This is a genomic window from Fischerella major NIES-592 (assembly GCF_001904645.1).
GTDB lineage: Bacteria > Cyanobacteriota > Cyanobacteriia > Cyanobacteriales > Nostocaceae > Fischerella > Fischerella thermalis.
In genome coordinates, this window is the sequence record NZ_MRCA01000023.1 from 21596 (window position 1) to 41434 (window position 19839).

The 19839-nt window shown below is 40.7% G+C and carries 19 protein-coding genes and 2 pseudogenes; 13 read left to right on the plus strand and 8 right to left on the minus strand.

Annotated elements, in window-relative coordinates; all coding sequences use genetic code 11:
• Positions 1-169 precede the first annotated feature (169 nt).
• Together NIES592_RS22905 and NIES592_RS22910 are read right to left on the minus strand one after the other, a co-directional pair.
• Entirely contained in the window at positions 170-1168 is a 999-nt protein-coding gene (locus tag NIES592_RS22905) for a zinc-dependent alcohol dehydrogenase family protein (protein WP_073557006.1), read from the minus strand.
• A 210-nt stretch (positions 1169-1378) separates the two neighbouring features.
• A pseudogene (locus NIES592_RS22910) lies at positions 1379-1627 on the minus strand (two-component sensor histidine kinase); the annotation flags it as partial.
• 191 nt (positions 1628-1818) lie between these two features.
• On the opposite strand from NIES592_RS22910, the gene NIES592_RS22915 reads away from it, so the two are divergent.
• Together NIES592_RS22915 and gor are read left to right on the plus strand one after the other, a co-directional pair.
• Positions 1819-3222, plus strand: a complete 1404-nt coding sequence (locus NIES592_RS22915; RefSeq protein WP_073557007.1) for a hypothetical protein — start codon at positions 1819-1821, stop codon at positions 3220-3222.
• 303 nt (positions 3223-3525) lie between these two features.
• Positions 3526-4905, plus strand: a complete 1380-nt coding sequence (gene gor / locus NIES592_RS22920; RefSeq protein ID WP_062250324.1) for a glutathione-disulfide reductase — start codon at positions 3526-3528, stop codon at positions 4903-4905.
• A gap of 172 nt (positions 4906-5077) precedes the next feature.
• Here gor and NIES592_RS22925 read toward each other — a convergent pair whose 3' ends face one another.
• The 3 genes and pseudogenes from NIES592_RS22925 to NIES592_RS25485 form a co-directional block, all read right to left on the minus strand.
• Positions 5078-5353 carry a hypothetical protein gene (locus NIES592_RS22925; protein WP_062250326.1) on the minus strand — a complete coding sequence of 92 codons (276 nt, stop codon included), beginning with the start codon at positions 5351-5353 and terminating at the stop codon, positions 5078-5080.
• 202 nt (positions 5354-5555) lie between these two features.
• The gene (locus tag NIES592_RS22930) at positions 5556-5945 is read right to left on the minus strand and encodes a 6-pyruvoyl trahydropterin synthase family protein (RefSeq protein WP_062250327.1); all 390 of its coding nucleotides are present in this window, start codon (positions 5943-5945) and stop codon (positions 5556-5558) included.
• Between the two features lie 223 nt (positions 5946-6168).
• A pseudogene (locus tag NIES592_RS25485) lies at positions 6169-6342 on the minus strand (AIM24 family protein); the annotation flags it as partial.
• Positions 6343-6665: 323 nt separating this feature from the next.
• Here NIES592_RS25485 and NIES592_RS22935 point away from each other — a divergent pair.
• The 6 genes from NIES592_RS22935 (at position 6666) to NIES592_RS22955 (ending at position 11815) form a co-directional block, all read left to right on the plus strand.
• The gene (locus NIES592_RS22935) at positions 6666-7187 is read left to right on the plus strand and encodes a hypothetical protein (RefSeq protein ID WP_073557008.1); all 522 of its coding nucleotides are present in this window, start codon (positions 6666-6668) and stop codon (positions 7185-7187) included.
• Between the two features lie 8 nt (positions 7188-7195).
• Positions 7196-7333 carry a hypothetical protein gene (locus NIES592_RS25490; RefSeq protein WP_178379616.1) on the plus strand — a complete coding sequence of 46 codons (138 nt, stop codon included), beginning with the start codon at positions 7196-7198 and terminating at the stop codon, positions 7331-7333.
• Positions 7330-8181: an FAD-binding domain-containing protein gene (locus NIES592_RS22940; protein ID WP_062250331.1), complete on the plus strand. Its 852-nt coding sequence runs from the start codon at positions 7330-7332 to the stop codon at positions 8179-8181. Before NIES592_RS25490 ends, NIES592_RS22940 begins: the two co-directional genes overlap by 4 nt.
• A 168-nt stretch (positions 8182-8349) precedes the next feature.
• The gene (locus NIES592_RS22945) at positions 8350-9591 is read left to right on the plus strand and encodes an FAD/NAD(P)-binding protein (RefSeq protein WP_062250334.1); all 1242 of its coding nucleotides are present in this window, start codon (positions 8350-8352) and stop codon (positions 9589-9591) included.
• Positions 9592-9680: 89 nt separating this feature from the next.
• Positions 9681-10727, plus strand: coding sequence for a porphobilinogen synthase (gene hemB / locus NIES592_RS22950; RefSeq protein ID WP_062250336.1), 1047 nt, complete (start codon positions 9681-9683; stop codon positions 10725-10727).
• Positions 10728-10786: 59 nt separating this feature from the next.
• Positions 10787-11815 carry a CobW family GTP-binding protein gene (locus tag NIES592_RS22955; protein WP_073557009.1) on the plus strand — a complete coding sequence of 343 codons (1029 nt, stop codon included), beginning with the start codon at positions 10787-10789 and terminating at the stop codon, positions 11813-11815.
• A gap of 144 nt (positions 11816-11959) precedes the next feature.
• Here the strand turns inward: NIES592_RS22955 and NIES592_RS22960 are convergent, their stop codons facing one another.
• Positions 11960-12202 (minus strand): hypothetical protein, encoded by a 243-nt coding sequence (locus NIES592_RS22960; RefSeq protein ID WP_062250340.1) that lies wholly within the window; start codon positions 12200-12202, stop codon positions 11960-11962.
• A gap of 450 nt (positions 12203-12652) precedes the next feature.
• Positions 12653-13528, minus strand: a complete 876-nt coding sequence (aroF, locus tag NIES592_RS22965) for a 3-deoxy-7-phosphoheptulonate synthase (protein WP_073557010.1) — start codon at positions 13526-13528, stop codon at positions 12653-12655.
• A gap of 938 nt (positions 13529-14466) precedes the next feature.
• On the opposite strand from aroF, the gene NIES592_RS22970 reads away from it, so the two are divergent.
• On the plus strand, positions 14467-14958 hold the full coding sequence (locus NIES592_RS22970; protein ID WP_062250347.1) for a hypothetical protein: 492 nt from the start codon (positions 14467-14469) through the stop codon (positions 14956-14958).
• On the opposite strand, the gene NIES592_RS22975 is transcribed toward NIES592_RS22970, so the two are convergent.
• On the minus strand, positions 14944-15219 hold the full coding sequence (locus NIES592_RS22975; RefSeq protein ID WP_073557011.1) for a hypothetical protein: 276 nt from the start codon (positions 15217-15219) through the stop codon (positions 14944-14946). The genes NIES592_RS22970 and NIES592_RS22975 overlap by 15 nt on opposite strands.
• Before the next feature lie 391 nt (positions 15220-15610).
• Here NIES592_RS22975 and NIES592_RS22980 point away from each other — a divergent pair, with 391 nt between their 5' ends.
• From NIES592_RS22980 to NIES592_RS22995, 4 genes are all read left to right on the plus strand, one after another.
• Complete coding sequence (locus NIES592_RS22980) at positions 15611-16402, plus strand: pentapeptide repeat-containing protein (RefSeq protein ID WP_073557012.1); 792 nt, start codon at positions 15611-15613, stop codon at positions 16400-16402.
• A 78-nt stretch (positions 16403-16480) separates the two neighbouring features.
• Complete coding sequence (locus NIES592_RS22985) at positions 16481-17308, plus strand: SDR family oxidoreductase (RefSeq protein ID WP_073557013.1); 828 nt, start codon at positions 16481-16483, stop codon at positions 17306-17308.
• 21 nt (positions 17309-17329) lie between these two features.
• Positions 17330-18241, plus strand: coding sequence for an alpha/beta fold hydrolase (locus tag NIES592_RS22990; RefSeq protein WP_073557014.1), 912 nt, complete (start codon positions 17330-17332; stop codon positions 18239-18241).
• 239 nt (positions 18242-18480) lie between these two features.
• Positions 18481-19545: a DUF6765 family protein gene (locus tag NIES592_RS22995; RefSeq protein WP_009460246.1), complete on the plus strand. Its 1065-nt coding sequence runs from the start codon at positions 18481-18483 to the stop codon at positions 19543-19545.
• The last annotated feature ends 294 nt before the right edge of the window (positions 19546-19839 follow it).

Below are 19839 nucleotides of genomic sequence, written 5' to 3' on the forward strand. Positions count from 1 at the left end.
ATGAATCTTTGTATATGCTACCGTTTTTATCTGAGTCAGCCTGATGCAATAATCCAGAATTCTCAAGAAAGCAGATTTATCTGTGGGGTCAATCCAAGATTAAATGACGAATGACAAAGGATAAATGACGACCCCAACCTGTAGAGACGTAGCATTGCTACGTCTCTATTTAGATCACCAAAACAATCTTACCCGTCGTCGAGCCAGATTCAATTAACTGGTGGGCTTTTGCGGCTTCTGCTAATGGTAATTCCTGACTGACATGAATCTTTAACTTACCTGCATCGATATACTTAGCACACTCTGCCAAGATATCTGCATGGTGCTGCTGCGCTTCTAGGATTCCTTGCAGCATTGGTGTGAGCATTAATTCTAAACCAATGCGGAGATTGCGATTTCTGGCAATTTTCCAAACTGTATTGGCATCTGGTTCTAAAATCGTCACAATATCGCCATAAATCCGCACTGCTGGGAAGGTTTTGTGAAAAGTTTCTCCACCGACGGTATCAAAAGCCAAGTCTACGCCTTCACCACCAGTCCAATCTAAAGCTGCTTGCGCAAAATCTGTTTGTTTGTACAAAATGGGATAATCTGCACCGAGCTGTTTGACAAAATCTGCTTTCTCTTGAGAACTGACTGTCGTGCAGACATTTGCACCTTTAAGTTTAGCCAGTTGAATGGCTACATGACCAACACCACCAGCACCAGCATGAATCAAAACTTTTTCCCCTGGTTCTAGTCTGCCACGTTCGTATAAAGCTTCCCAAGCGGTAATTAATACCAAGGGTGCTGCGGCTGCTTCTGCAAAAGATACAGATGTGGGTTTGTGGGCAGCAAAACGCTCATCTACTGTAGTGTATTCAGCATAGTTGCCTTGGTGTGCGCCCAAGCCGCCATTGCAAAAATATACTTCATCCCCGACACGGAATTTTTGTACACCTGCACCAACAGCCTCAACTACACCTGCACCATCACATCCTAGAATCGCAGGCATTTGATCGGGGTAAAAAGTGCCACGTTTGCGAAGTTTGGTATCAATAGGGTTAACACCAGCTGCTCTTAATCGTACCACAAGTTCAGTTTCACCAACAGATACACTAGGATTTGCTACATCCTGTAGTTGCAAAACTTCAGGCTTGCCAGGTGCTGTCATTAGGACTGCTTTCATGACTTCTTCCTCCGTGTGCTTGCATTTGCCAATTTACCGCAAATAGGCAGAGCGATCGCTATATTTCGGATTTCGAAGTCAAATAAAAATGCACATTTAACAATTAACACCAAATTAACACTCTGCGCTCCTTTGCGTTACACTTTGCGAACCTCTGCGTTTAAAAATAAACTCAAACATTTACGATACCCCAGTAATTCTTTATACAGGCAAATAAATTTGCAACAACCTTTCGGAGTCACCCTGGATTTGCAAGTCAGCCACATTGACTTGGGCTGAGATTTGCGAATTTTGCATTCGTGTTTCTACTGCTCTGACAGCACGCCTAATCAAGCTTACCAGTTGAATATGTTGCTTTTCTAACAGTGTCACCCCAGCTTCCAAACGCCCCAAATCTAACAAATCACCAATGAGGCGTGATAGGCGTTTGGTTTCATCTTCTACGTTTTGAAAAAAGCGAATCTGCAACTTATCACCAGTGGGGCATACTTGCTTAAGAAATAGTAGCGTATTGATTGATATTTAATGGTGAATGTAATATCTAAAACATCCCTCTAGAGAAACAAATTTGTCGGAATTTGTAATCAAAAGTCAGAAACTTCTGAGAGATTTTCTCGGTCAAATTCTTCACATTCTCCGAAATTTCTCTTATGCCTGAATCAGCTAAAGGTATGCCTGGAATACCTGATCTTACCCATCCTACGGAACTTGTTCAATTTGGCACTGATGTCCTGAAAGCTTCGCTGTTACTAGTATTTGTGATTGTGGCTTTGGGAGTTGCGATCGCTCTAGTCAACTTTTCCCTGCGTCGCCAGCAAGTAGAACAAGCTAATTTTATTGATGAATGGGCAATTCGTTACTCGCAAATCCTCGCAGGCTTACCACACTTAACTTTAGTTTTAATTCTATTAATAGGAGGATTTTTTCTTTGCTCAACTTTGAGCAATAGATATCACCACTGGGAACAGGCAAAAGTGGCGCAAGTAGCAGCAAGTGTTGCTGGTGACAAACTAGAACAAATTGCCCCACAAATACGTTATGTCGTGCAAGTACCATACAGTTACACCACGCAAGTTAATGGCAAGATTGTCACAGTCAATGAAACACGAGAAGAAAGCCGCTATCTGACACTAGCTGGTTCACAAATTCAAGTCAAAATCGACCAAACTCCCGATGTCCAAAATCGCCGTGCAACATATCGCGTAGACTATACTGCTGACTATAAAGTAGTTAATCAGCTTCCAGAAAACATTAATCAGTTCTTCTGGGAAGCACCACCCCCCAATGGCTACTCCCTACTTTCCGGCTACAAAATAGAGCAAGCTGGTAGGAGATTACAACAAACTAGCCCGGGTAACTACAGCTTTCCCTTTCCCTTAGGACAAGGAGAAGAAACCACCTTTCGAGTCTCTTACAAAGCTCAAGGCGGTCCCCGTTGGATTTATAGTGCTGATGGACAGTTACTCCAGAATTTTCGCTTAGTAGCTATTGCTAACTTTCCAGGGGCTGATTTTGCTAGCGGCATTGTACCAACTGAAATTGCAGGCGAGGGACAAATCACCCGATTTACTTGGGTATTTGACGATAATGTTTCTGTGAGAAACCCATTTGGAGTATTTACAAATACTAATCCTGTTCGTAATACAGGTGTGCTTCCCCGCCTGTTATTGCTAGCGCCAGCGTTATTTTTGTGGTGGATATTGTTGCTATATTTATCTATTCCTATGAATTTAAAAAATATCGCTGTTGCTGGTGGGGTATTTTTTGCTTGTTTATTGGCTTTGACTTACACCAGCCGTGTCATGAGTCCCCAGTTTGCTTGGACTTTGATTTCCCTCGTTTTACTGGTGTTGAGTTGGGGACTAGGTGTAAATGTTCGTGCTTCCCTGGCTGCGGTTATTTGTACTATTGCTGGAGCTGTGCTACCCGTGTTTGGATTGTTAGTACCTTATAGTGGTTTGACACTAAGTTTAGCTGGTTTTCTTTCCGCAGTTTGGTTAGCAGTTCATCACTGGTTTGGCTGGTACAGGGTACAACCACAAGATCAGCGATGATTGAACAAACAGGCTACTGTTTTGGCACAACCAAAAGTGAAAATTCCTACCCCAACTGAACCTCCTACCCTCTACCTTTGAAGAAACAATTTCCTAAAAAGCGATCGCTTGCCATCACTACTGTCTCAATTTTCGGATTGGGAAGAGCAAGCTAGGATCAAGATAGTGGTTTTCACATGTACGCCAAATGCCACCGTTAATATTCAAAGCCGCGATACCACTTTACCTGGCTGAAAATTTTCAATTTTTCGTTGGTAAATTGGTATGAAATTTTATTTCTTTGCAAAAGACATCTAAAAATTTATGACCTACGATTACGACCTGTTTGTCATTGGTGCTGGTTCTGGGGGGTTAGCAGCTTCTAAACGTGCTGCTAGCTACGGAGCAAAAGTAGCGATCGCCGAAGAAAGTTTAGTTGGTGGTACTTGTGTCATTCGTGGCTGCATTCCCAAAAAATTGATGGTCTATGGCTCCCATTTTCCAGCATTATTCCATGATGCAGCAGGCTATGGCTGGAAGGTAGGCGAAGCAGAATTAGACTGGGAATATTTTATTACAGCTATAGATAAGGAAGTACGACGGCTTTCCCAACTACATATTGGTTTCTTGGAAAAAGCCGGGGTAGAACTTATTCCCAGTCGTGCTACTCTTTTAGACCCGCACACTATCGAAGTTGATGGACGCAAAGTCACTGCCGATAAAATTTTAATTGCTGTTGGTGGTCGTCCCGTTAAACCTGATTTACCGGGGATGGAATATGGCATCACCTCTAATGAAATGTTTCATCTCCCAGCAAAACCCAAGCATATAGCAATTATTGGTGCTGGTTACATCGGCACAGAGTTTGCTTGCATTATGCGCGGTTTGGGATGCGAAGTTACCCAAGTTATCCGTAAAGAACTTATCCTCAATGGTTTTGATGAAGATATCCGCACTAATATTCAAGAGGGGATGACCAACCACGGCATTAAAATCATCCAGAATCATGTAGTCGAAGCAGTGGAGAAAGTGCCGGAAGGTCTTAAAATCAAGTTATCTGGAGAAAACAAAGAACCAATTATTGCCGATGTGTTTTTAGTGGCAACTGGCCGCGCCCCCAATATTGAAGGGCTGGGTTTAGAAAAGGCTGGAGTCGAAACCTGTTGCGGTATCATCGAAGGGCCTGGATATAGCACAATGGATGCGATCGCTGTGAACGAATACAGCCAGACTTCCCAAGCAAACATTTTTGCAGTAGGTGATGTTACTGACCGGATGAATTTAACCCCAGTCGCTATTGGTGAAGGGCGGGCGTTTGCAGATAGTGAATTTGGTAATAACCGCCGTGTATTTAGTCACGAAAATGTCCCGACTGCTATTTTTTCTACACCGGAAGCAGCCACAGTTGGTCTCACAGAAGCCCAAGCCCGGGAAAAGCTGGGAGACGATGGGGTAAAAATCTACCGTACTCGTTTCCGTCCTTTGTTCCACAGTTTGACGGGCGCCCAAGAAAGAACCATGATGAAATTGGTAGTAGATGCCAGTACTGACAAAGTATTAGGCGCTCACATGGTAGGAGAAAATGCAGGTGAGATCATTCAAGGTGTAGCGATCGCTATTAATATGGGCGCAACGAAAAAAGATTTTGATGCCACCGTTGGTATCCATCCCACAGCAGCAGAAGAATTTGTCACAATGCGGTAGTTGTTGGTTGTTGGCTGCAACTACTAATACCGTTAAGGCGCTGGTAATAGGTCATTGGTTTTTCTCATTACCTATTACCCATTACCCTTACAGGTTCGCGCTTACCCTCATGATTACTATCCCTCTGAAAGAATATTTTTTCTAAAATTTATGCAATCTTGATGATGTTAAACTATGCAGTGAAGGTGACAGTTTGTGTACTGTCTGCGATCGCATCATCAACAGCAGCAACATCAAAGGTTGCTGAGGTTTGTCCCGCCGGAATTTCTACTGTTGTAGGCACAGTAGCCTCAGTTGTATCGTTACTAGCTAAACTAACTGTCAGGGCGTTGGCTGTACTTCCTGTACGAGTGACTGTACCAATAGCAGCACCAGTACCATTGTAAATTTCTAGTGCTTTGTTGTTGCTGCTTCCCTCAATATATTCCGAGAAGAACAAATCAGCCATCAATTCCTCCAGGATCAATAGAAGTCAAATTGAAATTCTTTCCTGACTTCATAAATCTCACTACAAGTTTAAGAAGGAATTATTTTTTACTTAATTTTGCACTGAAGGCTTAATTTTTCAGCGAGTTTTCTTTGTGTCTTGGTGTCTTGGTGGTGAAGAAAGTTGATTTTTGAACCACTAAGGCACAAAGACACTAAGATATCTAATCATCCTCATACTCTGCCCAACTATTTGGTGTTTCCGACACGGCTACTTTCAGTTGCACATCTGCTGGGACTCGTTTTTTGGTTTCGTCATAAATATATTTAGCAATCATCTCAGCAGTTGTTTCGTACTCAGGCGGTAAGACTTCGTTAAGGATACAGTGGTCAAGTCCGCCTTTGGATACGTCTTGTTTGGCCCAGCGCAAGGTTCTAAAATCAGCCACCATGACTGGGTGTGGACAATATTGGGAAGAATGTAGTTTGGATGAAGTTGCTTCGATTCGCACCGTGTAATTATGCCCATGCATCCGACCACAGGGGCCATCATAATCTTTAATGTAATGGGCGCTGTTAAAGGAGAATTCAGTTACTAGTTTCCATTTGGGCATTTAATATTGCCTCGCAGCCAATTCCGACACATTTTTGATCGTAACTGTGCTTTCTAGTTGATGGTTATGGATGACTCTAAAATAGTTCGCAAATTAAAGACATCTGTCGCCTCGCGATCGCTATGGTAGTGTTTTTTAACGCTAGGGGACGCAGAGTTTGGCTACAGGAATTTTGCTATTTTCAGCAGTGCATCTCGAAATTACTTAGACCTATAGAATTGACTTAATCTAGACGGAGACCATCATTTTCTGTCACCAATAATTTACCCTCACCACTATACATCCAGACAAAACCCTCTCCACCACCTTTGCCAAAATGACCTAGTTTGCGATAATCTTCTTCGATACCGTTTGTGTATCCTTTCACCATGTCATAGTCAGCAATCAAAATTTCTCCAACTCAGTAGATACATCCAACTCTGTCCATAGAAAGGGACGTAGTATTACCTGGGTGAGAAGAGATTATTAGCGAGAATTAATAATGTAAAGAAGATATATCAATAGGACTTACGCAGTGGTCACGGTAAAATGAACCGCAAAGGACGCAAAGAACGCAAAGGAAAGAGGCTTTCAGAGGGTTTTTGCGTAAGTCCTCATCAAAAAATCAATATTGTTCAAACAGCATTTTTTCAAAAAAATAAATATTTGCTGACTTCAACACTATTTACTCTTAAATTCTGACAAATTCACATCTAAGCAATAAAAAAAGAGTTTTTGATTATGGCTGAACCGGAAGATAAAAACAATTATAGAAATCCAAGCCAAGACGTATTTAAAGGTATTTGGGAAGCAAAAGTAGTAATTGCCATAGCATTTATAGCTGTATTAGTCAGACTTTCCTACACCAATGAACAACCTACCACAGTTCCAACTGCCCAACTTGTCACCACATCGGAAGTAGCTAACTACCCTGATGAATTGATTGGCAAAACTGTAACAGTCAGAAGCAGACCATTGCAAAGAGTTGGTTTAAGTTCCTTTACAGTCAGCGATCGCAGATTTTTTGGTGGTGAACCCATTTTAGTTGTGAATGCTTCTGGTCGACCTTTCGATTTACCTAGTGATCACGAAAATATCATTCAAGTTACAGGTGAAGTTCGTAACTTAGCAATTCCACAAATCGAGCGTCAATACAATCTGAGTCTACAAGACCAATATTATAGAAATTACATCAACAAGCCTGTAATTATTGCTAGAGATATCAGACTAGCACCAGATTCGACAGCAATTACCTTGAGATAAGCACAATCTTGCCAAACACTCTGCGTCCCTTTGCGTTCTTCTCTGCGATTCTCTGCGTTTGTGTAAAAACTTTAGCAAAAGCGATCGCACTCAAGGAAGGCGATCGCTTTTATAATAATTGTCTAACTCCTGTTGTCGTGCCATGACTCAAGATATGCAACGCGAATTTGCTAACCGCGCTGAGTTGATAGCTTACCTGCGCGAACAATTTCCTCAAGCCGCAGGACGCGATGATCATATCAGTCAAACAATTGGTGGACGCCAAGCTGCTGAGAAATTACTACAAAAAGTAGAACCAGCTAAATACGCAAAAACACGTAATTATTTTACGGGTGCAGTCACACGACTTTCTCCCTATATTCGTTATGGCGTTCTCAGTTTACGCGAAATACGAAATTATGTACTTGATCGCGTGCAAAATCAAGATGAGGTCACTAAACTAATAAACGAATTAGGTTGGCGCGACTATTGGCAACGGTTGTATGTCAAGCTGGGAAATAACATTTGGCAAGACCAAGAAGAGTATAAAACAGGCTATAACCAGAGTGAATACGCGCCGGAATTACCAGAGGATATTAAACAAGCTACAACAGGCAGAGTATGTATCGATAGTTTCAGCCAAGAACTACGAGAAACAGGTTATCTTCATAACCACGCCCGGATGTGGATGGCAGCTTATATTATTCATTGGCGGCGTATCCAGTGGCAAGTTGGAGCTAAATGGTTTCTCGAACATCTTTTAGATGGCGACCCGGCTAGTAATAATATGTCATGGCAATGGGTAGCCAGCACCTTCAGCCATAAACCGTATTACTTCAATCGCGAAAACTTGGAACGCTATACAGAAGGTGTTTATTGTCGCCAATGTCCTCTCTATGGTCATTGTGACTTTGAAGGTAGCTATGAAGAGTTAGAAGCACGGCTATTTCCCAAAGGGGAATTTAGCAAAAAACCCAATAGCCAAAGTTGGCAAAAAGGGAAGAAGCGACGGTAAGAAAAGTGGGCGCTTCCATCTTCATCCCCCAGAACTAATGCAACAGTCCACTTAAGTGGACTTAAGTTATTAGTCAAGAAATAGATTTCTTGGCGGGCTAGGGCGCGCTTTACAATTTTGCTAAATATATGGCTATGATAATAATTATTATTATCATGGCTGACACAGATGGAAGAGACTCCACAGTGCTTACCCGCTAAAACTGACCTGGCAATTATCGGTGCTGGTCCCCACGCTTTAACTTTGGTAACTCACTTGCTGCAAAAACGACAAACTATGTGGGGAAAATTTCTGGTGTTTGACAAGAGTGGAAGGTGGATGAGTCGCTGGCAAAATCAATTTGCTGCTTTAGAAATTCCGCATTTGCGTTCCCCTGCTGTACATCATCCTGATCCCAATCCTTTTGCTTTACGGAAATTTGCCGAATCTCGTCCTCATGAGTTTTTTCCTCCTTATGACTTGCCAGGGACTCGACTATTTGACGATTTTTGTCAGGATGTAATTCGCCGCTATTCGTTACAGCAGCAAGTTATTCCTCTTGGTGTGACACGTATTGAACCTTTACCTCATCTGTTTCGCCCTCGCCTGCGTCTATGGTTGCAAGATGGACAATCAATCATTGCGCGACGGGTAGTACTCGCAACGGGTAGCAGTAAATTACAATTACCTGATTGGGTAAACCAGATAACTTCAGGGTATCCTGAACACAAGCTTTGTCACTCAAGTTCAGTGGATTTACGTAAGCTTTGCCTTACAGGCGAAAGAGTATTAATTGTGGGTGGCGGGTTAACGAGTGGACATTTGGCAGTAGGTGCTATTTCTCGTGGTGCAAAAGTCGACTTGATGATCAGGCGACACCTGCAAGAAAAATTATTCGATGCTGAACCCGGTTGGTTAGGGCCAAAGTATTTGAAGGGATTTTTTGCAGAACAAGATTACCAAAAGCGCTTTGCCACAATTTTGCAAGCGCGTAACGGTGGTTCTATGACACCAGCAATGGGAATGCAGCTACGACGAGAAGTACGTAGCGGTAATCTTAGGATTAACGAAAACTGTCAAGTGGTGATGGCACAGTGGATGGGTGAGAAATGGCGAGTGCAATGTAGTGATGGTAGTCAGCATGAATACAGTCGAATTTGGCTTTCCACTGGCACTAAATTTGATGTGACATCTGAAGCGTTGTTACAAGAAGTATTAGAAGTGTACCCAATTAAGATAGTTAATGGTTTGCCAGTTCTGGATCAATATTTGCGCGTTCCTGGTTGTGAATTATTTCTAATGGGTGGGTTAGCAGCTTTACAAGTAGGACCAACAGCACGAAATTTATCTGGTGCAAGAATGGCAAGTGAAAAGATTGTTCCAGCAATTGTGAAGCCGAGTATGGCGCTGTCACAGCTTAGAAGTGCTTAAGATTACCAATTACACAATATAATCCTTGCCATTTGATGAGCACTTGAGTGGTCTATAAGTACTGAAACATTTCATCTCAAATAAAAATCATGACTTCAGAAAATCTTACTAGCAATAACGCTAATCAGGTTTCTACGAACTTAATTCTTCGTCCCCGCCGCCTACGTCGCACTGCAACCCTAAGACGTATGGTTAGGGAAACTACCCTAACTGTAGATGACTTAATCTACCCCGTGTTTGTCATGGAAGGAAAGGAACAGAAAGTTGAAATTGCTTCTATGCCTGGGTGTTATCGATACACTTTGGATTTATTACTCAAAGAAATAGCACAAGTGTATCAGTTGGGGATTGGTGCGATCGCGTTGTTCCCAGTTATTCCAGAAGCTAAGAAAGACGATACTGCTAGCGAAAGCTACAACCCAGATGGATTGGTACAACTAACTGTAAGGGCAATCAAACAAGCTGTGCCAGAAATACTAGTAATTACCGATGTTGCCCTTGATCCTTTTACTACTCACGGTCACGATGGCATTGTTGATGAGAAAGGCGTGATTCTCAACGACCCCACCGTTGAAGTTTTGGTGAAAATGGCACTTTCTCAAGCCTCCGCTGGAGCGGATATGGTTGCACCTTCTGACATGATGGATGGTAGAGTTGGAGCAATTCGTCAGGCACTAGATGCGGAAGGATACGTAGATGTAAGAATTTTGGCATACTCTGCAAAATACGCCTCTGCATACTATGGCCCATTTCGCGATGCTTTGGATTCTGCACCAAGATTTGGGGATAAGAAGACTTATCAAATGGATGCAGCGAATGCCAGAGAAGCGATTAAGGAAGTTGCTTTGGACATCGCAGAAGGTGCAGATATCATCATGGTTAAACCTGCTCTAGCATATTTGGATATTATTAATAAAGTAAAAAATTATACAAATTTACCAGTAGCTGCGTACAATGTCAGTGGTGAGTATGCCATGATTAAAGCTGCTGCTCAAAACGGCTGGATAGATGAGAAGCGAGTCATTTTGGAAACATTGACCAGTATGAAACGAGCAGGTGCTGACTTGATTTTGACTTACTTTGCCAAGGAAGTAGCACTGATGTTGATGCAAGTAGTTGGAAAAATTAGGCAATAGGGAACAGGAAATAGGGATTTCTCAGTTCAGATAAACATTACGGAAATATAGGACGAACAATGACTCAACTTACTGCACCAAATGCAAACACAATTGCTGATATTCCTAAGCGAGGAATGCCTGTTACGATCATTACAGGATTTTTAGGTAGTGGTAAAACCACTCTGCTGAATCAAATTCTGAAAAACAAACAAGATTTAAAAGTTGCCGTTCTGGTCAATGAATTTGGTGACATTAATATTGATAGTCAGTTGCTGGTTTCAATAGACGAAGATATGCTGGAACTCAGCAATGGCTGTATTTGTTGTACGATCAATGATGGATTAGTTGATGCTGTTTATCGGGTTTTGGAAAGAGAAGAACGCATTGATTATCTTGTAATTGAAACTACTGGTGTTGCTGACCCTCTACCGATTATTTTAACTTTTCTGGGTACAGAGCTTCGAGACCTCACTCACCTAGATTCTATCCTCACATTGGTAGATTCTGAGGCATTTAACCATGAACATTTTCTTAGTGAAGCAGCTTTAAAACAGATTACCTATGGAGATATTGTTCTTTTGAATAAAACTGATTTGGTTACACAAGAGAAACTAGAGGAATTAGAAGCTTATATCCGGGAAGTGAAAGCTGGTGCAAAAATTCTGCACACCACCTATGGGCAAGTGCCGTTACCATTAATTTTGGGTGTAGATTTAACTCCCAAAGATGAATATTCATCTCTTATTAAGGAGAAACATGAGCATCATCATGATCACAATCATGAACATCACCATCATCATAGACACCACTCCCATCATTTAGAAAATGATGGATTTATCTCGATTTCTTTCCAAAGTGATAGACCTTTTGATGTTCATAAATTTGAGAATTTTTTAAATGAAGAAATTCCTCAAGATGTCTTTAGAGCCAAAGGTATTCTTTGGTTTAGTGATAGTAATTTACGACATATATTTCAACTTAGCGGCCCTCGTTATAGCTTAAATGGTGATGAATGGCTGACTCCACCTAAAAATCAGCTAGTTTTCATTGGTAGAAATCTGGATGTAAATAAGATTACTTCTCTGCTTAACCAATGTTTGGCATGATAACAATGTGTCAATTGGTAATTAACTGAGTTTTTATAACTTTTGCAAAAGTTGATTTATCCCCCTAACTTCTCCAGTTTTGGGGGAAGAAATATTTAAATAAAATAGATGTGTTTTGGAGGAAATTTAGTTGGCTTTGAAATCTCAATATAAGGGTTCTACGCGGACAGCTTTTATGATTGCATCCGCATCTGTAGTATTCTGATCTAATTTCGGAACAACAGATACCTTTATGACTTGACAGTCTATTGCCCCTTCTATACCTACATGTCTATAAATATAATCTCCTACTCTTGGCACAACTCCAAATCTAGCCCTATACTGACCAATGGAATTAGCTGTTGTTTCATCTGTGTCATCGTAAATAAAAACTGCTAAGTCAAACATTTTACTCATTCCTTCGCACTAAAATTTTTGCCGCAGTCGTTAACACCGATATCTTGGTTTGTAGGCGGTCGACCATTTTGTTAATGTTATCAAAGCTGACTCACACAATGCTTTGATTGCAGCTTGACGTTCGGCAGGAGATTAAGGTTTTTCTATGCTGTATCTTTTTATATCCATTTTGAATGTTATATTTTTGCGATAGCCACAACTGATCACTACCTTTAGAAAATAGATCAAGTTGATTTTAGTAAGCAAAAAGCCTAATAGCCTTCTCAAAAATACCAAAGTGCGTTTTGAGCGATCGCAGTTATGTTTAGCTGATCAAGGCTACCGGAGTGAGCTATTGCCCAGAACTTGACTTCTGGGCGGAATTTCAAGCTTACTGACATTGGTGCAATATCTGAGATTCACTAAAATTTTTAGCTACCCAGGTAGCAATATTCCCCAATTCTAAGCCGCAGACAAACAAAGAGGGGTAGGTTTAGAACCTACCCCTACTTTTTCTAAAATACTGCGTTCAACTGCTGCTGCTACTGGCTTTAAACTATCAACTAAATCCACCATATCTTCTAAAGACAAGGCTTGACGGGCGTCGGAAACGGATTTTTCCGGTTCTGGGTGACATTCAATAATTAAACCATCTGCACCACAGGCAACAGCAGCCCTCGCAACGGGTGCTACTAACTCTCGCTTACCAACTGCATGGGAAGGATCGACAATCACAGGTAAGTGGGTGATTTGCTTAAGTGCTGCTACTGCTCCTAAATCCAACACGTTGCGGGTATAGTTATCGAAACTACGGATACCCCGCTCACACAACACTACATCTGGGTTGCCGTGGCTTAAAATATATTCGGCTGCCATAACAAATTCTTCGATTGTCGCTGCTAAACCACGTTTGAGGAGGATAGGTTTACCAGCTTGTCCTAAAGCTTTGAGTAAATCGAAGTTTTGCATATTGCGACTACCTACCTGCAGCATATCAGCATGGGCGGCAACTACTTCGATTTGAGAGATTGTCATGACTTCAGTGACAACTGGCATATTGTAACGCGATCGCACTTCTGCCAGAATCTTTAATCCCTCCTCGCCCATTCCTTGAAAAGCATAGGGAGAGGTACGGGGTTTATAGACACCACCACGCAAAGCGTTTACAGATGCAGGAGATAGCTTTTGCGCGACAATCTCCATTTGTTCGGTGTTTTCAACTGTGCAAGGCCCCCCAATAATTACTACTTCTTTACCACCAAAAGCAACTGTTTGAGAAATTTTCACAGTGGTTTGATGGTGAGGATGGGGTTTGGCGGCTAATTTGGCATTGATCATCTTCTGGTTCTCCTTAAAAATAGAGTAATGGTTATTAGTTAATGATTGGTGGTTGATTAATTGGGCTATAAAGCTTTGAGTCTGTCATTCTTCCAAACAACCAACAAAAAACAAAACCCGGAACCTTGTTTAAGTCCCGGGTGCTGGCGTTTCATCGACATGACACTTTACCCGGAACTTGTTCTGGGCCAAAAGTAAAAGTAAAACCAGCTATCGAAGTAAATCATGACGATGGCATTCTCCTTGAAAAACAAAAACCGCAGAATTTGCTCTGCGGTTCACCGGGCGGTTTCCATTAGGAAACTAAATTCACTCCCGGTGAACCACCCTAAACCAGTAATAATAGTAGGAATTGTTGATAAACATGTGCGAGGTGCTTTTTTTGAAAAACTTAATTATAGACCTATACTCAAGAACGATAACAGACGGTCTGAGTATCGTCAATACCCTTTCCGGAAATAGCAATAAGGATTAAGAAAATGAAAATATTGAGAGTGGTAATAGAAAAGTATAGAATATTTGTTATTTTATCTACGTAAAATCTAGAGACTCAAGCAGATGGCCCCACAATCTCAAAAAACGATAGACTCATTACAATGTTGGGGTCCAAAACTAGTTGTGTGCTTGCGTATATGCTAAGCAGTTTGTTGTTAGATATATCGCTCTTAGAAATTAAGAGACCTTTGTTAGTGTACTGACATAATTTAACAGCAAGTAGGGGCGTAGCATTTGGATGAAGATATTTAGTTTTGAACAAAAGATACCCATACAAATGCACGCGGCCTACAGTAGATAGTGGTTAGTAGTAGGTAGGAACACAAAGCTTTTCCTGCATACGGTAGCTAGTAGAGCAAAATAACAAGCAACCAACAACTAACAACTAAAAACCAAAATTAACAATTTTGATTCATTCTCGGCTGAATTCTAGTGATTTTATTATGCCTAGCTCCAAATCCAACATTTTAGCCACATCATTTGACTATAAAGGAGTTTATCCCTGCCCAGTTTGTCATGTTGGCAAGATTAGTAATATGCCATTGATGGAGGCAATGTCTTGTGATTTTTGCCATCAGATTTTCACTGTCAATTTAGAACAACAACAATTAGTTCTACCTTCTAGACAACCTCCTTTAATTTGGCGTTGGAATGGCTTTAACTGGACAGAAGCTCATTTAGAAGGAGTAGAATTTGGTTGGAGTTATGTAGTAGCAGCAATTGCTTTTATATTTCTGCCGACTGCTTTAATTGGAACAGTAGCTTATATTTTTCCGCCACATCCATATGCCCCTCTATCTTGGGTTCCATATCTATGGACTATATTGACTTTTTTGTCACATTTAGCAATTATTGTTTGGCTTTTGATTGAGATTTATCAGATTCCAGTGAGAGCCTATTTGCGAGCTATGCGACAACGTTTAATTGGTCGCTAAATTATAGTGTTGTAATGTCTCAGCCACAGCAAAGCGTACCTCAGCATTGCTACTATTTTGCAGCATTTTTAAAGCAGCTGCGATCGCTTGCTCAGGGTAGATTAATTGCCCCAGTTGTTTGACGTAGCAAAGCTGTGCAAAAGGTTTTTCTTGAGGTAGCTGGGTAAACACATACTCTTTGTATTGTGCTAGAAAGTGGTTATCAAAGCCTAGCGCCTGCTCAGACAAACCGCGTAATGTCGCAAAAATTTCCTGTTTCACTAAGATTATTCAAGGATGGCAGCTACTAGTCAAAAATTAACAGTCGGGGAAATTGTATAGTAAGGTACTGCACTTCACCCTTTAAATAAGTAACATTACTAAGAAAATTACCTATAGAGCATGTGACGCAGGTAAATCTGGCTTGATTTTTGGTAATACAGGCATTACAAAAAATTGATAATCAAGTTGACTAGCTAAAGCAATTGTTACAATTTCTTAGACAATCCTATCAGAGCACAGCAGTACGACATTGCTCTAACTGTCGCCAAAGCAACGGAAAAACTGCGAATTTTAGCTGAAATATTCCCAACAGCAGAAACACTAGACAAAGAATTTAGCTGATAGTTGGTTGCATCACTCATAATTAAGTTGATTATTACCAAAACGTCTTATGAGAGAGCTGGAGCGGTATTATCGGGTGTTAGACTTAGAGCCTGGAGCAAGCCTAGAGGAGGTGAACCAGGCTTACAAAGATTTGGCTTTTATTTGGCATCCCGATCGCATCCCCCAAGAAAACCAGCGTCTAAGAGAAAAGGCGCAAAAAAAGTTACAGGAAATTAACGAGGCTAGAGAAAAATTGCGCTCTCTTAAGACCAAGCATCAAATTCCCCATCATTCGCATCATTCTCATCACTCGTATAACTCGTATCAGCCTTATCAGCATCATTCGCCACCACCCCCACCAAAAAAGCCACAAACAAAAACTACCTATCAATCACCAAACCCTCAATCAGCAAACCCTCAATCAGCAAATCATCAGTCACCTAATCCTGGCTCAACAAACCCTCAATCACCAAACTATGAACCACCCAAGCAAAACCCAGACTTGAGTGGTAAAGATTTTAGCCACGCCAATTTAAGTAATAAAGACTTATCTGGCAGAAATCTGAGTTACGCCAACTTGAGTGGTGCAAATCTCACTGATGCTTTCATGCATAAAGTCATCCTCAGGGGTGCGGATTTATCTGAAGCCAACTTGTTTAGAGCTAACTTACTTTTGGCAGATTTGCGAGAAGCTAATCTCCGGAATACTAACTTAATTGGTGCTGACTTAAGTGGTGCTGACTTGCGTGGTGCTGACTTGACAGGCGCACGTGTTCGTTCTGGCGATCGCTTACTCGTAAAACTGATTGGTGCTAACCTCAGTGGTGCTATCATGCCCGATGGCAATGTTCATGGCTGATAATAGTTGATGGTTGGTTGTTGGTAGTTGATTGGAATACCAACAAACAACAAACAACTAACACCCAATAAAAATTCGATGAATATAACAATCATTGGTTGTGGTTATGTAGGTTTGAGAGTTGCTCAATATTGGCAGCAAGAATGTAATTTTATTATCACTGCAACCACAACTACTCCCGAACGAGTTGCGGAATTAGAAACTATAGCCCAACGAGCTATAGTTTTACAGGGCAATGACTTTGATAAACTAAAATCAGTTTTAAAAAATCAAGATGTTGTACTTTTGAGTGTTGGTGCAAAAGGCCCTAATACTTATGAAGAAAGCTACTTACAAACTGCTCGTAATTTAGTTTCAGCTTTAAAGCAAACTCCTAGTGTTCAACAACTAATATATACCAGTAGTTGTTCTGTATATGGCGAACAAAATGGTGCATTAGTAGATGAAGAAACACAAGTTGCACCAAAAACTCCTGGTAGTGAAATCCTTTATGCTACTGAGCAAGAATTACTTGCAGGATCCAGCGATCACCTCCGTGTGTGTATTTTACGTTTGGGAGGAATCTATGGTCCTGGTCGAGAACTAGTGAAAATATACAGCCGAATTGCTGGTACAACTCGTCCTGGTAGTGGTGAAGAACCAGCAAATTGGATTCATGTTGATGATATTGTTGCTGCTGTAGAATTTGCCCGTCGTCATCGTTTGCAAGGGATTTATAATCTAGTTGATAACGATGAGCTAACAACAAGAGAAGTATTTGAGCGTGTATGTGAAATACACAATCTGCCCAAAGTTACCTGGGATTCCTCCTTAAGTAGCAAGCGTCCATACAATGCCAAGATATCAAATCAAAAAATAAAAGAAGCAGGATACGAATTCATTCATCCCCAAATGATTTTTAGTTGACAATCTCAGAAATCCTATCTCATGATGACTCAAAATCAAACAGCATCTCCTACCCAGTTTTACACTTGGCAAAAGTACCGTTGTGCTTACGCAGTTCATCAACCAATTAATGGTACATCTACTGGTATACCCCTGCTATTAATTCATCCCATTGGTGTAGGTTTATCGCGGCAATTTTGGCGACGCTTTTGTGATAAATGGTATGAACAACAACAGCAAAACTTAATTTATAACCCTGATTTACTCGGTTGTGGTGAAAGTGATCAGCCCCATATTGCTTACACCCCAAAAGATTGGGCAGAACAACTAAAATACTTTTTAAAAACAGTTGTCCAAAAACCTGTGATTGTGATAGCCCAGGGTGCTTTATTCGCAGTTGCCATTGAATTAGTTAAAAAAGAACCAAATTTAGTTGCAGGGTTAGTATTAGCATCTCCTCCGGCTTGGTCTTTGATCACAAAAGAATTACCAAAATGGCAACCAAAATTAATTTGGAATCTGTTAGATTCGCCCTTAGGTAATATATTTTATCGCTACGCCCGGAGAGAAAAATTTTTGCGTGATTTTTCAACTAAACAACTTTTTGATGCAGCAGAAGATGTTGATTCAGAATGGTTAAATACTTTGCGTGCAGGAGCACAAAATACTGCTAGTCGCTATGCTGTTTTTTCATTTCTAGCCGGGTTTTGGTTACAGGACTATAGTCATGCGATCGCTAATATTAATAAACCCACATTAGTAGTTTTAGGTGAACATATATCGAGTATTGCCAAAGAAGGTAAAAAACTCGAATCAGATGCATGGTTATCTGATTACCTTACAGCTTTACCCCAAAGTCGTGGGATAAAAATTCCTGGTCGCAATGTTTTACCATACGAATCTACGGCTGAATTTGTCAAGGCAATATCACCATTTATTAATGAATTTTCTTGAGACTACAAAACTATTAAAACACCTCGAAGCAAAAGAATCAGAGACTATATTATATAGTAAATATTAAGTACGGGAGGCAAAAAGCGACAAGTAATTTTATTTTTACTTTATCTTTATAAATAAACTTTTAGGAGCTTAACTGAAATTTAAATTTAATCAAACAAGAATTAGTAGTATTTAGTTTTTTGTTGGTTGTTTGGAACCAACAATCAACAACTAACAATAAACAACTAACTGTTATGCAAATTGACTTTCATCATGGTGTCACCTACGTAGTCGCACGGCTAGCCGGATTTGAACATAAAGCTGCTAGTATCATTGCATATTGCGCTCAATACGTAGATGATGCCACAAATGCTGGGATCATTCGCTTTGACAACGGCGCGTTGTTTAGCCGCATCAGTTCCGCCCACAAAATGCTTGACTATCGTAACTTTCAGGAACTAGCAAATCATCGCGTTTGGATTCCCTTCCATTTTCTACCCGGAAATGGTGGCAAAAAAGTAGGAGAATACCTGACGAGTAGCTTTATTGACAAGCTCATCTGTCGTCCTAATAGCTACGTAGCTCAAGATATGGTGAGTGAATGCATTCGTCGCCGTGATTCTACTTATGCACTACATCGCCTTGGAATCACTATGCATGTATATGCAGATACGTGGGCGCATCAGGGATTTGCTGGTGTAAATCATCGAGTTAATGAAGCTAAAAAGTTGGTTGATGAATACGGCAATCCTGATCGTAGTCTGATGGATCGTCTCAAAAATTACTGTGTCAGTGAAGCTTTACCTTTGGGACATGGAGCAGTTCTGAGTCACCCAGACAAACCCTACTTACGCTGGGGTTATACCAATGGAAGGGGTGAAAAAATTACTAGAGACAATCCAAAAGATTTTCTAGAGGCGGCTGAGTGTATGTGTAAAGCGATGCAGCGCTATATAATAGGCAATCCAGATGCAGATGTACCAGGATTACCCAAATCTGACCAAGATACAATAGCTTCCATGCTACAAAATATTACCGATAAAAAAGGTAGTGTTAGACACCAAAAATGGCTACAGGCGATCGCCGAAGGTAAATTTAGTTTTGGTAAAGAATATGTCACTTATATTCCCAAAGGCAAAAACTCTTGGAAATACATAGCCCTTGGTACAGAAGAATATGTAGATCGAGACAACGAAATATTTTCCTACCACACCACTTTTTTAGCTAGCGATTGGAAACTATTTCATGATGCCTTAAAGGCACATCATTTTTACATTATTCACGAGTTATTACCTAGATACGATATCTGTGTTGCTTAATACTATTTTTATAGTGGTGTGATTCATAGCTACTAGACTTGGCCTATTAATCAACTCAAATCAAACTCACAAAACGCTATTAGTTTCTTTGTGTCTTTGCGTCTTAGTGCTTCAAAGATTATCTCGCTTTTGATGTGTCTTTTCTAAAAATCGAGCTTTCAATTTTTCATATCGTCATAATAGAGCAAAATCAAAAGCCTCCTTTTTGAGCGTAGGGAGGCTTTCGATCTAAATAATATCCTGGCATCGAGCTATTTTTGCAGGAGGTGTCCCTCCAACTATCGTCGCCGCAGC

Coding starts and splice junctions, on each gene's coding strand:
- NIES592_RS22980 (WP_073557012.1), top strand. CDS start 15,611: ATGAGAGAGCTGGAGCGGTATTATCGGGTGTTAGACTTAGAGCCTGGA.
- gor (WP_062250324.1), top strand. CDS start 3,526: ATGACCTACGATTACGACCTGTTTGTCATTGGTGCTGGTTCTGGGGGG.
- NIES592_RS22970 (WP_062250347.1), top strand. CDS start 14,467: ATGCCTAGCTCCAAATCCAACATTTTAGCCACATCATTTGACTATAAA.
- NIES592_RS22995 (WP_009460246.1), top strand. CDS start 18,481: ATGCAAATTGACTTTCATCATGGTGTCACCTACGTAGTCGCACGGCTA.
- NIES592_RS22960 (WP_062250340.1), bottom strand. CDS start 12,202: ATGTTTGACTTAGCAGTTTTTATTTACGATGACACAGATGAAACAACA.
- NIES592_RS22905 (WP_073557006.1), bottom strand. CDS start 1,168: ATGAAAGCAGTCCTAATGACAGCACCTGGCAAGCCTGAAGTTTTGCAA.
- aroF (WP_073557010.1), bottom strand. CDS start 13,528: ATGATCAATGCCAAATTAGCCGCCAAACCCCATCCTCACCATCAAACC.
- NIES592_RS22940 (WP_062250331.1), top strand. CDS start 7,330: ATGACTCAAGATATGCAACGCGAATTTGCTAACCGCGCTGAGTTGATA.
- NIES592_RS22935 (WP_073557008.1), top strand. CDS start 6,666: ATGGCTGAACCGGAAGATAAAAACAATTATAGAAATCCAAGCCAAGAC.
- NIES592_RS22925 (WP_062250326.1), bottom strand. CDS start 5,353: ATGGCTGATTTGTTCTTCTCGGAATATATTGAGGGAAGCAGCAACAAC.
- NIES592_RS22955 (WP_073557009.1), top strand. CDS start 10,787: ATGACTCAACTTACTGCACCAAATGCAAACACAATTGCTGATATTCCT.
- NIES592_RS22915 (WP_073557007.1), top strand. CDS start 1,819: ATGCCTGAATCAGCTAAAGGTATGCCTGGAATACCTGATCTTACCCAT.
- hemB (WP_062250336.1), top strand. CDS start 9,681: ATGACTTCAGAAAATCTTACTAGCAATAACGCTAATCAGGTTTCTACG.
- NIES592_RS22930 (WP_062250327.1), bottom strand. CDS start 5,945: ATGCCCAAATGGAAACTAGTAACTGAATTCTCCTTTAACAGCGCCCAT.
- NIES592_RS22985 (WP_073557013.1), top strand. CDS start 16,481: ATGAATATAACAATCATTGGTTGTGGTTATGTAGGTTTGAGAGTTGCT.
- NIES592_RS22990 (WP_073557014.1), top strand. CDS start 17,330: ATGATGACTCAAAATCAAACAGCATCTCCTACCCAGTTTTACACTTGG.
- NIES592_RS22945 (WP_062250334.1), top strand. CDS start 8,350: ATGGAAGAGACTCCACAGTGCTTACCCGCTAAAACTGACCTGGCAATT.